An 11,941-nucleotide genomic window follows, 5' to 3' on the forward strand; every position below is an offset into this window, starting at 1 on the left:
CCTAGCCGCTATTGACCCGACCGCTCGGCAATGAGCTGGCCGTGACCGGCACGGACAGGGGACTCCTTCGAAAGCTGCTTCTCGAAGGCGATCGGGAAGACCGCCCCCTCCCCCTCGGGCGGCAGCGGGGCGGTCAGCCGCGTGTAGCCCGCCGAGTCATAGAGCGCCTCGGCCTCCGGCTGCAGATGCCCGGTCGTCAGATAGATCCTGCGGTACCCGCGTGCCGCGATCTCGCCTTCGAGGTGCGCCAGCAGCATTCTGGCGTACCCCCGCTTCCGATACCGGCTGTCGGTCCAGATGCGTTTGAGTTCGGCGGTATCGGCGTCGAATCGGGTGAAGGCACCACCGGTGACCGGCACGCCGGCGAGCACACCGATGTACATCCCGCCGGACGGCGGGGCGAACTCGTCGGCGGTTTTTCCCCGCAACCAGCCCATCATCAGCTCGGGGGTACCGCCGTAGCGCCCCGAGTACTCCACTGACAACTCCGCCAGCAACGGCTCGGCCAACGGATCGTCCAGGCCGACCGCAACGAATCGCACACCGCTCACGCCCGAACCTCCTACTTCCTGGCGAGGTAGTAGTAGTTCGCCGGGTCCTGTTCGATCTCGGCAACTTCCACGTCGCCGAATCCGGCGTCGTTCAGCATCGACACGGCCAACTGCCTGCCCCACATCGTGCCCAGGCCGGCGCCTTCCAATCCGAGTGAGACCGACATGCAGTGCATCAGCGAAACGGTGTAGCGATAGGTGCTCATCGCTACGCCGATGTTGTCTTCCAGCCGGCTCGACGCCTTCACATCGGCCATGAGCAGGACGCCACCCGGCCGCAGCGCGCGATAGATGTTCTCCAGCACCCGGGCGGGCTGCGCCTGGTCATGGATGGCGTCGAATGCGGTGATGAGGTCGTAGGCTCCGGCCTGATCCAGGGCCGCCAGGTCGGCGGCGACGAATGAGGCGTTGGTCAAGCCGCGTTGCGACGCGCGGGCGGACCCGGTGGCGGTCGCCTCCACGGAGAAGTCGATACCGGTGAAGCGACTGTCCGGATAGGCCTGCGCCATCAGGCCGATGGCATACCCACTGCCACAACCGAAGTCGGCGACGTCGATACCGCATTCCAAACGTCGGGGTAGGTCAGGGACCAGAGGTAGCACGGCACTGATCAATGCCGCGTCGAACACCTCGCCGCTGCGCTCGGCCATGATCGTGTGGAAGCGCGGATAGTGGTCGTAGCTCAGCCCGCCGCCGTCGCGGAAACAGCCGAGGATCTCCTGTTCGACCTCGCACATCAGCGGGACGTACTGGGCCAGGCGGGCCAGATTGTTCAGGCCGCCGCCCCGGGTCAGCACCTCGGCGCGGTGGGCGGGCAACCGGTACGTGCAGGACTTCGCGTCGTAGTCGACCACCCGGGCGGCGGCGACTCCGCCGAGCCATTCACGTACATAGCGCTCGTCGAGACCGGCCGCCTCGGCGATCTGGGAGCTGGTTGCCGACGGCAGCTTCGCCATCGTGTCGAACAGGCCGGCCTGGTGGCCGAGACTCAGCAGAAGCGTCAGCCCTGAGCTGTCGATCGCCGAGGTGATCCGCTCGGAGAAATCGTCGACTGTCTCGGTAACTACCTGCTGATCGGTGGCGTTCGTCATCACGCCCGCCCAGAGTACGCCACCACCTCCACCCCCTTCCGCCCCAAACTTGACACGTGTAAAGTTCGCCGCCATGGACAACATCAGGGGCAAGACCATCGCGATCACCGGCGCCGCCCGCGGCATCGGTTACGCCACCGCCAAGGCGCTGCTGGCCCACGGTGCCCGCGTCGTCATCGGCGACCGTGACGTCGCCCTTCAGGAGTCAGCCGTCGTCGACCTGAGCAAGCTCGGCCAGGTCTCGGGCTACCCGCTCGACGTCACCGACCGCGAATCGTTCGCCACCTTCCTCGACAAGGCGCGCACCGACGGCGGCGGCCACATCGACGTACTGATCAACAACGCCGGCGTGATGCCCGTCGGACCGTTCCTGGAACAGAGCGAACAGTCGATCCGGTCCAACATCGAGGTCAACGTGTACGGCGTGCTCACCGGCTGCCAGCTGGCGCTGCCGGACATGGTCAAGCGTCGCCGCGGCCATGTCATCAACATCGCCTCTCTGTCGGGCTTGATCCCGCTGCCGGGCCAGGTGGTCTATGTCGGCTCCAAGTACGCGGTGGTCGGGCTGTCCACCGCACTGGCCGACGAGATGGCCCCGCACGGGGTCAACGTGTCGGTGATCATGCCGCCGTTCACCAACACCGACCTGATCTCGGGCACCAAGTCCGGAGGGGCGATCAAGCCGGTCGAGCCCGAAGAAATCGCAGCAGCCATCGTCAAAACCTTGAACAAGCCCAAGACCCACGTGTCGGTCCCGCCGCCGCTGCGCTTCACCGCACAGGCCGCGCAGATGCTGCCGCCCAAGGGCCGTCGCTGGATGAACAAGAAGCTGGGCCTGGACAACGTGTTCCTGGAGTTCGACGCCGCCAAGCGCAAGAGCTACGAGGACCGGGCCCAGGCCGCCCAGGGTGTCATCGACTCCGACGGGAAGAGCTAGCCGAACTCCGGCAGCGGCTGACCGGCGCGATAGCCCTCGATGACGTCGAGGGCTCCGTCGATCAGTTCGTCATGGGTGAACTCGTAGCGCTCGACGCTTCCGACGAACACCACCCGCACGATCTCGCCGTCCTCGGCGGCATCCAGCCACAGTGAGGTCACCGGCAGGCCGTCCTCCACGTGGGCTCCGGACGGTTCGTAGAACCACACCGCGTAATCGTCGTTCGACTGTTCCTCGTCGAACTCCCAGCCGCGCTGGGTGATTCGCTCATCGAACTCGGCCAGGTCGGCGACGACCGCATCGGGGATGTCGGCCAGCTGGTCGACGGACTCCGCCGAGACCCGATTCACGTTCCGGACGGCCTGCCGCTTGCGGCGGCGGGCCTTCTTGGCGTCAGATCCCCGGGACACGCGCTATCCCAGTGCCTGGTCCAGGTCGGCGATCAGGTCCTCGGTGCCTTCCAGGCCGACGGAGATGCGCACCACGCCGTCGCCGAGGCCGATGGCCGCGCGCCCCTCCGGACCCATGGCCCGGTGCGTCGTGGTCGCCGGGTGGGTGATCAGCGTCTTGGCGTCGCCGAGGTTGTTGGAGATGTCGATGACGCGCAGCTTGTCGAGCACCTCGAAGGCGCGGTCCTTCGCAGATCCATTCTTGCCGGCGGCAAGCTCGAAGGTGACCACCGTGCCACCGCCGCTCATCTGACGCTTGGCCAGGTCGTATTGCGGATGCGACTCCAGGAACGGGTACTTCACCCAGTTCACCCCGGCCTTGGCCTCCAGGAACTCGGCCACCGACTGCGCCGAACGGTTCGAGTAGTCCACCCGAACTGCAAGGGTCTCAAGGCCTTTGAGCAGCGTCCAGGCATTGAAGGCGCTGATCGCCGGGCCGGTGTGGCGCATGAGCTTCTGCACCGGGCCGTCGATGTACTCCTGGTCGCCCAGGATCGCCCCGCCCAGCACCCGGCCCTGGCCGTCGATGTGCTTGGTGCCGGAGTACACCACCACGTCCGCACCGAGCGGAATACCCTGCTGCAGCAATGGAGTGGCAAAGACGTTGTCCAGCACCACCTTTGCGCCGGCAGCATGCGCCAGCTCGGACACCGCGGCGATATCGACCAGGGACTGCATCGGGTTCGACGGCGTCTCGAAGAACACCGCCGTCGTGGGGACCGACAGTGCCTCCTCCCATTGCGAGAGATCGTCGCCGTCGACGAACACCGTCTCCACGCCCCAGCGCGGCAGGATCTCGTTACACACCACGAAGCACGACCCGAACAGGCTGCGGGCGGCCACCAGCCGGTCACCCGCGCCCAACAGCGCACCCAGCGCGGTGAACACCGCCGCCATTCCGGTGGCAGTGGCGAAGCACGCCGGCGCGCCCTCGATGAGGCGCAACCGCTCCTCGAACATCGAGATGGTCGGGTTGCCGTAGCGGGAGTAGACGAATCGGTCGATCTCGCCGGTGAAGGCCTTCTCCGCGGCGGCCGCGGACTCGTAGACGTAGCCCGAGGTCAGGTACATCGCCTCGGCGGTTTCCTCGAACTCCGAGCGCAGCAGACCGCCACGCACGCCGATGGTGGCCTGGCTGACGCCGTCGGGCAGCGCAGCCGGGATCCGGACAGATGGGATGTCAGTCATGCGGTTCTCAACTCTGTATCCAGGGCAGCCCGACGGCCTTCCAGCCGGTACCGCCACGGTGACGGTTCTCGTCAAGGTTGCCCTCGAATCCGTCGAGCACGTTGTAGGAGGGGCCGATACCGGCCGCGGTCGCGGCCTCGGCAGCACCGATCGAACGATTGCCCGAGCGACACAGGAACACCACCGGACGCTGGCCCGGCGTCACGCCCGCCGCGTTCAGATCATCGACGAATCCATCGTTGTGGGTGCCGTCGTTCCGGTTCCACTCCACGTACACCACGTCACGCTCAAGGGTGGACAGGTCCGGCACACCGACAAAACGCCATTCGGCGTCGGTCCGACAGTCCACCAGCACGGCCTCGGAGTTCTCACTCAGAAGCTTCCAGGCCTCCTCGGGCGTGATGTCTCCCGCATAGCTCACGGGCGTGAGTCTCCCATACTCGAGCAGACCCGCCATTGGCCGTCCTCACGCACGAACGTCGTCTCGGTGTTCACCTTGTCGTCAGGGGTGTTGTCGAAGTGATAGACCACGGTGGCCGTCGCCCGATCCCCGTCGACCTTCACCTCCGTCACGTCGTCCACATACCGGGCACCCCGCTTGGCCACCGAATCGCGCTGGCGGGCAATGAAATCCGACTCGACACCGCGTAGGGCGGCGCAGGTGTAACCGGAGAACTCACCGAAGTTCTCCCGCTGCAGCGCATCGTTCTGGCCCACCGCGGCGAGAGCGACCTGCTGCTCGTCGCTACGACCGTCGGAGCCGAATACGTTGAGCAGAACCACAACGATCACCACGAGCACAATGACCGCCAATGCGCCCAAGAACGGCACCATCGTGGGCCGATCCGGTGTTTCGTCCTGCTCAGCCATCCCGGCCTACCACAGCTTGCGCAACGCGGTGCCGACGCGACGGGCCCGGTCACGGGCGATGATCACGTCGGGAGCCGTGGCCAACGCCACCCCGAGGCGGCGCGGAGCGTCGGATTCGCCCGGACGACCGAACAACCGCACATCGCTCTCCGACGTGGCCAGCGCGTCGGCCAACACCGCACCGATGTCGGCTGACGGTTCGCCGGCGTCGGCCCCGCCGTAGGTGACCTCGACGGCCGCCGGCGAGATCATGATGGTGTCCACGGCCAGCCCCAGGATCGCCCTGGCATGCATCTCGAACTCCGACAGCCGCTGGGACCGCAGGGTCACCAGCCCGCTGTCGTGGGGACGGATCCGCACGTCCGAGAAGTACACGTCGTCGCCCTGAACCAGCAGCTCAACGCCGAATACCCCGCGGCCGCCCAGCGAGTTCACGATCCGCGCGGAGATCGACTTCGCCGCATCCAGCGCGGCCGGCGACAACGGCTGCGGCTGCCAGGCCTCCAACACGTCGGTACCGACCTGGCGGTGCCCGATCGGCTCACAGAACTGCACACCGGGACCGGAGGGTCCGGTGGTACGCACCGTCAGCATCGTGATCTCGTACTCGACCTCGACGACAGACTCGGCCAGCACCCGGTTGTGGACGATGTGGCCTGCGGTGGTCGCGCGCTGCCAGGCCGGTTCGACGTCATCGGGGCGAAGCAGCACCGACTCGCCGTCACGCTGGGCGCCCACCACCGGCTTGACCACCAACGGGAAGCCGGCATGCTCGGCCACCGCGGACAGCTCCTCGGCCGACCCGGCGAACCAGAACGGCACCGTGGGAAGGCCCAGCTCATCTGATGCCAGCCGGCGCAGCCCCTCGCGGTCCTGGGAGAGCCGGATGCTGCGCGGGGCCGGCAAAACCTCGATGTCGCCGCGCTCGGCGACCGCGATCAACGCGTCGGCGGCGATGACACCGGACTCGGCCACCACATAGCGCGGCTTCTCCCGCTCGATCAGCGCGGCGAGTTCCTCGGCGTCGTTCATCTTGACAACCGCCGAACGGTCCGCGACACCGTGCGCGGGCGCGTAATACCGGTCGGCGGCCACCACCACGCCGCCCAGCCGCTGGAACGCCAGTGCCAGCTCCCGGCTCAGCTCACCGGACCCCAGCAGCAGCACGGTCGCCGCAGGTTCGGTGGGTTTGACGGCCTCCGTCGGCTGGTCTGGTCCGTCGTTGGTGTCCTCGGTCGGGGCATCTTCGGCGCCGTCGACCTGGTCGTCGGTCAGGGCAGGTGTCTCCCCGGCGGGCTGCACGTCTTCTATCGATTCACTCATCGCACGCCCCAGCCTGCCAGATGGTCACCCGACTCGATGGTCGATATAGCACCAACGCCAGCTCTCGCCGGGTTCCGCCGAACGCATGACCGGATGCCCGGACTGCTGAAAATGCTTGGTGGCATGCTGATGCGGGCTCGAGTCACAGCAACCGACGTGGCCGCACGCCAGACACATCCGCAGATGCGCCCAGTTGTCCTCGCCGAGTTGTTCGCAGTCCTGGCACTGTCCGGGCGTCAACGGCTGTGGCTCGTCAACCGCCGCGTCGAGATGTTCACAGGTGCGAGACGCCGGAGCCTGCTCGCGCCGGCGTGATCTCCTCAACATGTTGACCAAGGATAAGCAAGCACACGTAAAGGAGGGCTGACAACGTGGGTGCCTCACTGTTGGCGGCACTGGTCGCCGCGATCCTGCTCGCCGCCGTCGCCCGCCGCTACGACGTCTCGGCACCGCTGGCGCTGGTGGTGGCCGGGCTGGCCGGCAGCGCGTTACCCGGCCTACACGACGTACACCTGGACCCCGACCTGGTGTTGTTCGTGATCCTTCCGCCGCTGCTGTGGTCGGCGGGCCTGGAGAGCAGCTACGTGGCACTGCGGCGCAACATCCGCCCCATCGGGTTCTTGGCTGTCGGCCTCCCGCTGGCCACGACGTTCGTCGTCGGCATCGTCGCCTTCAACATCGTGCCCGAACTCACCATCGCCGCAGCCCTGACCCTGGGCGCGATCGTGGCCCCGCCCGACGCGGTATCGGCCACGGCCGTCGGCCGCCGCCTCGGCCTCCCCCGGCGCACCATGACACTGCTGGGCGGGGAGAGCCTGTTCAACGACGCCACCGCGCTGACGGCCTACAAAGTGGCCCTCGGCGCCGCCATCGGCACCGCGGCCACCTGGAAGAGCGGGCTGAGCACCTTCGCCCTGGCCGCGGTCGGCGGCGTGGTGGTGGGCTGGGTGATCGGCATGGTGGTGCACTTCATCCGCACCCGGCTCGACGATCCACTGGTCGAGAGCGCGATCGGCCTGGTCGCGCCGTTCTTCACCTATCTGCTGGCCGAGGAGATCCACGGCTCGGGCGTGATCGCCGTGGTGCTGGCCGCCCTGTTGCTCGGCCAGCGTGAGTCCCAGGCGGGCTATGCCACCCGGCTTCAGGACAAGGCGGTGTGGAAGGCGCTGCAGCTGATCCTGGAATCATTCGCGTTCCTGCTGATCGGCCTGCAGCTGCCGAAGGTGATCAGTGACCTGGCCGGAATCTCGGCGGCCACGCTGGCGATCTCGTCGGCCGGCGTGCTCATCACGGTGATCGGGGTGCGGATGGTGTGGGTGTACGCGACCACCTATCTGCCCCGCCTGCTGTCCAAACGGATCCGCAACCACGAACCCGAACCGCCGCGAGCCCAGGTGTTCGTCGTGGCCTGGGCGGGTATGCGTGGCGTCGTGTCCCTGGCCGCGGCGTTCGGTGTCCCAGCCACCACGCTGTCCGGCGAGCCGTTCCCGGGCCGCCCGCAATTGGTGTTCCTGACCTTTGTCGTCGTCGTCGGAACACTCTTGCTGCACGGGCTGACCCTGCCGTGGTTCATCCGAGTGCTGGGAGCCCACAGCGACGAGGCGCACAGCGACGCGATCGCCACCGCGGCCGCCCAGGACAAGGCGGCCCGAGCCGCCGCCGAGCGACTCGATGAGTTGCTGGCCGAGCAATCGGCCACCACCGACGTGCCCCAGCGCGCCGCCGATGTGTTACGGGCCTGGAATACCCGGCGGCGCAACGCCGCCTGGGAGCGGCTGGGCCGCGGCGAGGACGACATCGGCGAGAGTCCCACATCGGCGTTCCGTCGACTACGCCTGGAAATGCTTGCCGCCGAACGAGACACGTTCATCGCCGAACGCGATGCCGGTCACATCGACGACGAAGTGCTGCGTACTGTGCTGCATGGGCTCGATCTGGAAGAGGCGACACTGAATCGTGATTAGGCGTTTGACGTGGCTGGCTGTGCTGGTGGTGGTGGTCTCCGGCGGGCTTTTGGGTCTGCTCAGCGGTAGCGACGCCGCCTCACAATCTCCCGTCGCCGTGCCGGCCGACGCCGAATCGGCGCGAGCCGACGCCTTGCGGAGCCAATTCCCCGGCGGGGATCAGGTGCCGGCGATCCTGGTGGTGACCCGCACCGACGGCGGTGAGCTCACCATGGCCGACGTCGACGCCACCGCCGCCGCGCGCAACCGCATGACCGATGTGCCCGGACCGCCGTTGATGGTCTCCGACGACGGCAAGGCCGCGGTGGTCACCGTGCCGCTGAAGGCCGGCCTTTCGGGTTTCGGACTCAACGACGCCGTGAAGGATCTGCGCGCCACCGCCACCAAGGGATTGCCTGCCGAGTTGCGAGCCGAGATCACCGGTGGCCCCGCGTTCGGCGCCGACATCGCCAATTCGTTTGCCGGAGCGAACATCACACTGCTCGCGGTGACCGCGACGGTGGTGGCCCTGCTGCTCATCGTCACCTACCGCTCGCCGGTGCTGTGGCTGGTGCCGCTGCTGGTGATCGCCTTCGCCGACCGGGTCGGCTCCGTCGTCGGGACCGCGGTGGCCTCGGGATTCGGCCTGAGCCCGGACGGTTCGACATCAGGCATCACGAGCGTGCTGGTGTTCGGTGCGGGCACCAACTACGCGCTGCTGTTGATCTCGAGGTACCGCGAGGAACTGGGCCGCACCGAGCAGCACCGCGAAGCCCTCGTGGTCGCGGTACGTGCCGCCGCGCCGGCGATCGTGGCGAGTAACGCCACGGTGGTCCTGGCCCTGCTGACGCTGCTGCTCGCCTCCGCACCCAGCAACCGCAGCCTCGGGGTTCAGGCCGCGTCCGGCCTGGTGATCGCCGCGATCTTCGTGCTGGTGCTGTTGCCGCCGCTGCTCGCCCTGTGCGGCAAGCGACTGTTCTGGCCCTTCATCCCCAAGGTCGGTGCCACGCCGCTGACCGAAAGCGGTGTCTGGCACCGGATCGCGGACTCCGTGGCGCACAAGCCCGTCCGCGTCGCGGTGGCCGCACTGGCCGGCCTGGCCGTGTTGTGCACCGCGCTGCTGGCCACGCCGATCGGGCTGACCCAGACCGAGCAGTTCCGGGTGCAGGCCGAATCCGTCAGCGGTTATCGAACATTGGCTGCGCATTTCCCGAGTGGCCTGACCGACCCCACCCGCGTCATCGCCTCCACCACCAAAGCCGGGGCGGTGCAGCGGGCGATCACCGACACCCCCGGCGTGGTCTCCGCCGTTGCGGCGGGTCAGTCACCGACCGGTCTGACCCAGTGGTCGGTGGTGCTCAAGGCCGAACCTGCCTCCGATGAGGCTTTCGAAACCGTTGACGCCCTGCGTGAGTCGGTCCGCTCAGCGGATGCCACCGCGGTTGTGGGCGGATCCGACGCCCAGGCCAGGGATGCCGCCACGGCAGCCCAGCGCGATCGGCTCGTGGTGATCCCGGCGATCCTGACGGTCGTGCTGGCGGTGCTCTACCTGCTGCTGCGCTCGGCGCTCGCACCGCTTGTGCTCGTCGGCGTCACGGTGCTCAGCGCGCTGGCCGCCCTCGGCTTGGGCGGCTGGGCCAGTGTGCACATCTTCGGCTTTCCGGCGCTGGACAACAGCACCCCGCTGTTCGCGTTCCTGTTCCTGGTCGCCCTCGGCGTGGACTACACGATCTTCCTGGTGACACGGGCCCGCGAGGAGACCCCGGAGTACGGCACGCGGCAAGGCATCGTGCGCGCGGTGTCGGCCACGGGCGCGGTGATCACCAGTGCAGGGATCGTGCTGGCGGCGGTGTTCTGTGTGCTGGGTGTGCTGCCCCTGATCGTGCTGACCCAGCTCGGGATCATCGTCGGGCTGGGCATCCTGCTGGACACGTTCGTGGTGCGCACCGTGATCATCCCGGCGCTGTTCACGTTGATCGGCCCGCGGATCTGGCGGCCCGGCTTGCGGGCCGACCCCTAGCGATCACGCGCGTACCGTCGAGGAATGACCGAGGCACCAGCACTGCCCCCACTGCACATGCGGCGCAATGCCTTCGACCCGACTCCAGATCTGCATGAGATCCGCGAGACCGACGGCGTTCGCCAGGTCATCAGCGCGCTCGGCAACCCCGTGTACCTGATCACCCGCCACGAGGACGTCAAGGCCGTGCTGGGCGACCACGAACGGTTCTCCAACTGCCGGCCACCTGGTTTCACCCTGCCCGGGGCGCCCGCGATGTCCGAGGAGGAGCTGGCCAGCGCCCGGGCCGGAAACCTGCTGGGGCTCGACCCGCCCGAGCACCAGCGGCTACGCCGCATGCTCACCGCGGAATTCACCATCCGCCGGATGAAACGGCTCGAACCGCGCATCGTCGAGATCGTCGATGCCCGACTCGATGCGATGGCCGCGGCCGGACCGCCGTCAGACCTGGTGGCCGATTTTGCACTCCCCATCCCGTCACTTGTGATCTGCGAACTGCTCGGGGTGCCCTACGAGGACCGCGACGACTTCCAGCACCGCTCGACACTCCAACTCGACCTGTCCCTGCCCATCGCCGAACGTCTTGCACTGCAACGGCAGAGCCGTGACTACATGCGTGGCCTGGTCGGGCGGGCGCGCCAGGACCCTGGTGAGGACATCCTCGGAATGTTGATCCGCGATCACGGCACCGAATTGAGCGATGACGAACTCGTCGGCATCGCCGGTCTGCTGCTGCTTGCCGGTCACGAGACCACGTCGAACATGCTGGGCCTCGGCGTCCTGGCCCTGCTCCGCCACCCCGACCAGTTGGCCGCGGTACGCGACGACCCGGACGCCGTCGCCCCCGCCGTCGAGGAACTCCTGCGCTGGCTGTCCATCGTGCAGAATGCGATCCCACGCTTCACCACCACCGACGTCGAGGTGGCCGGGGTGCGGATTCCCGCGGGCCAGTTGGTCTTTGCCTCCCTGCCCGCCGGCAACCGCGACCCCAACTTCATCGACAGCCCCGACACGCTCGACATCCGCCGTGGCGCACCCGGACACCTGGCCTTCGGCCACGGCGTGCACCACTGTCTCGGTGCCCCGCTGGCCCGCATGGAAATGCGGATCGCCTTCCCGGCCCTGCTGCAACGCTTCCCGGACCTGGCGCTGGCCGAACCATTCGAGGCCGTGCAATACCGGTCTTTTCACTTCATCTACGGGCTCAAATCGTTGGCGGTAACGTGGTGAATGCCATGAAAGTAGAAGCAGATCAGGACGCCTGCATCGCATCGGGCAACTGCGTGATGATCTCCGACGTCGTCTTCGACCAGGACGACGACGGTGTGGTCGAAGTCCTTGTCGACGAGGTACCCGACGATCAGATCGATCAAGCCCGCCAGGCCGTCAAACTGTGCCCCGCCTCAGCATTGAAGCTCACCGGGGAGTAAACGCGGACGATGCCGCTCAGAAGGGTGGTGGTGGTCCGTATTCTTCGGCGAGCCAGGCTAGGTAGTCGTTTTGGGTTTGGAGGTCGTTGTTGAGTTCGGCGCGTAGCCGTCGTTCTTCGGCGATGCGGTCGCGTTGGTC

At 67.4% G+C, this 11,941-nt stretch carries 13 protein-coding genes; 5 read left to right on the plus strand and 8 right to left on the minus strand.

The genetic code is table 11. The annotated features are described in order from the left end of the window. Positions 1-8: 8 nt before the first annotated feature. Together BKG60_RS03830 and BKG60_RS03835 are read right to left on the minus strand one after the other, a co-directional pair. A complete protein-coding gene (locus BKG60_RS03830) occupies positions 9-551 on the minus strand; it encodes a GNAT family N-acetyltransferase (RefSeq protein ID WP_070946612.1) in 543 nt (180 codons plus the stop codon). 11 nt (positions 552-562) lie between these two features. Next, complete coding sequence (locus tag BKG60_RS03835) at positions 563-1,642, minus strand: class I SAM-dependent methyltransferase (RefSeq protein ID WP_070946611.1); 1,080 nt, start codon at positions 1,640-1,642, stop codon at positions 563-565. A 73-nt stretch (positions 1,643-1,715) separates the two neighbouring features. Here BKG60_RS03835 and BKG60_RS03840 point away from each other — a divergent pair, with 73 nt between their 5' ends. Continuing rightward, positions 1,716-2,579 (plus strand): SDR family oxidoreductase, encoded by an 864-nt coding sequence (locus BKG60_RS03840; protein WP_070187596.1) that lies wholly within the window; start codon positions 1,716-1,718, stop codon positions 2,577-2,579. Here BKG60_RS03840 and BKG60_RS03845 read toward each other — a convergent pair. From BKG60_RS03845 to BKG60_RS03870, 6 genes are read right to left on the minus strand one after another with little or no spacing between them, the layout of a single operon-like run. Further along, positions 2,576-2,989 carry a hypothetical protein gene (locus tag BKG60_RS03845; RefSeq protein WP_070946610.1) on the minus strand — a complete coding sequence of 138 codons (414 nt, stop codon included), beginning with the start codon at positions 2,987-2,989 and terminating at the stop codon, positions 2,576-2,578. The two genes, BKG60_RS03840 and BKG60_RS03845, sit on opposite strands and share 4 nt — an antisense overlap. A gap of 3 nt (positions 2,990-2,992) precedes the next feature. After that, positions 2,993-4,216, minus strand: a complete 1,224-nt coding sequence (locus BKG60_RS03850; RefSeq protein WP_070946609.1) for an O-succinylhomoserine sulfhydrylase — start codon at positions 4,214-4,216, stop codon at positions 2,993-2,995. A gap of 7 nt (positions 4,217-4,223) precedes the next feature. Further along, positions 4,224-4,637 (minus strand): rhodanese-like domain-containing protein, encoded by a 414-nt coding sequence (locus BKG60_RS03855; protein WP_070946608.1) that lies wholly within the window; start codon positions 4,635-4,637, stop codon positions 4,224-4,226. Continuing rightward, positions 4,634-5,086, minus strand: coding sequence for an Rv0361 family membrane protein (locus BKG60_RS03860; protein WP_070946607.1), 453 nt, complete (start codon positions 5,084-5,086; stop codon positions 4,634-4,636). The genes BKG60_RS03855 and BKG60_RS03860 overlap by 4 nt, the downstream gene beginning before the upstream one ends. A 6-nt stretch (positions 5,087-5,092) precedes the next feature. Then, a complete protein-coding gene (gene purT, locus BKG60_RS03865; RefSeq protein WP_075909243.1) occupies positions 5,093-6,409 on the minus strand; it encodes a formate-dependent phosphoribosylglycinamide formyltransferase in 1,317 nt (438 codons plus the stop codon). A 24-nt stretch (positions 6,410-6,433) separates the two neighbouring features. Next, complete coding sequence (locus BKG60_RS03870) at positions 6,434-6,736, minus strand: UBP-type zinc finger domain-containing protein (RefSeq protein ID WP_075909244.1); 303 nt, start codon at positions 6,734-6,736, stop codon at positions 6,434-6,436. Positions 6,737-6,780: 44 nt separating this feature from the next. Between BKG60_RS03870 and BKG60_RS03875 the strand changes: the two genes are divergently transcribed. From BKG60_RS03875 to BKG60_RS03890, 4 genes are read left to right on the plus strand one after another with little or no spacing between them, the layout of a single operon-like run. After that, the gene (locus BKG60_RS03875; protein WP_070946604.1) at positions 6,781-8,373 is read left to right on the plus strand and encodes a Na+/H+ antiporter; all 1,593 of its coding nucleotides are present in this window, start codon (positions 6,781-6,783) and stop codon (positions 8,371-8,373) included. Then, a complete protein-coding gene (locus BKG60_RS03880) occupies positions 8,366-10,372 on the plus strand; it encodes an MMPL family transporter (RefSeq protein ID WP_075909245.1) in 2,007 nt (668 codons plus the stop codon). The genes BKG60_RS03875 and BKG60_RS03880 overlap by 8 nt, the downstream gene beginning before the upstream one ends. Positions 10,373-10,396: 24 nt before the next feature. Then, a complete protein-coding gene (locus BKG60_RS03885; RefSeq protein WP_075909246.1) occupies positions 10,397-11,602 on the plus strand; it encodes a cytochrome P450 in 1,206 nt (401 codons plus the stop codon). 5 nt (positions 11,603-11,607) lie between these two features. Beyond that, a complete protein-coding gene (locus BKG60_RS03890) occupies positions 11,608-11,802 on the plus strand; it encodes a ferredoxin (RefSeq protein WP_070187587.1) in 195 nt (64 codons plus the stop codon). The last annotated feature ends 139 nt before the right edge of the window (positions 11,803-11,941 follow it).

The organism is Mycobacterium syngnathidarum, from assembly GCF_001942625.1.
GTDB classification, from domain to species: domain Bacteria; phylum Actinomycetota; class Actinomycetes; order Mycobacteriales; family Mycobacteriaceae; genus Mycobacterium; species Mycobacterium syngnathidarum.

Bases quoted from the DNA above. Each gene is read 5' to 3' on its own strand.
- BKG60_RS03870 (WP_075909244.1), bottom strand. From the start codon at position 6,736: ATGTTGAGGAGATCACGCCGGCGCGAGCAGGCTCCGGCGTCTCGCACC.
- BKG60_RS03860 (WP_070946607.1), bottom strand. From the start codon at position 5,086: ATGGCTGAGCAGGACGAAACACCGGATCGGCCCACGATGGTGCCGTTC.
- BKG60_RS03850 (WP_070946609.1), bottom strand. From the start codon at position 4,216: ATGACTGACATCCCATCTGTCCGGATCCCGGCTGCGCTGCCCGACGGC.
- purT (WP_075909243.1), bottom strand. From the start codon at position 6,409: ATGAGTGAATCGATAGAAGACGTGCAGCCCGCCGGGGAGACACCTGCC.
- BKG60_RS03840 (WP_070187596.1), top strand. From the start codon at position 1,716: ATGGACAACATCAGGGGCAAGACCATCGCGATCACCGGCGCCGCCCGC.
- BKG60_RS03885 (WP_075909246.1), top strand. From the start codon at position 10,397: ATGACCGAGGCACCAGCACTGCCCCCACTGCACATGCGGCGCAATGCC.
- BKG60_RS03890 (WP_070187587.1), top strand. From the start codon at position 11,608: ATGAAAGTAGAAGCAGATCAGGACGCCTGCATCGCATCGGGCAACTGC.
- BKG60_RS03835 (WP_070946611.1), bottom strand. From the start codon at position 1,642: ATGACGAACGCCACCGATCAGCAGGTAGTTACCGAGACAGTCGACGAT.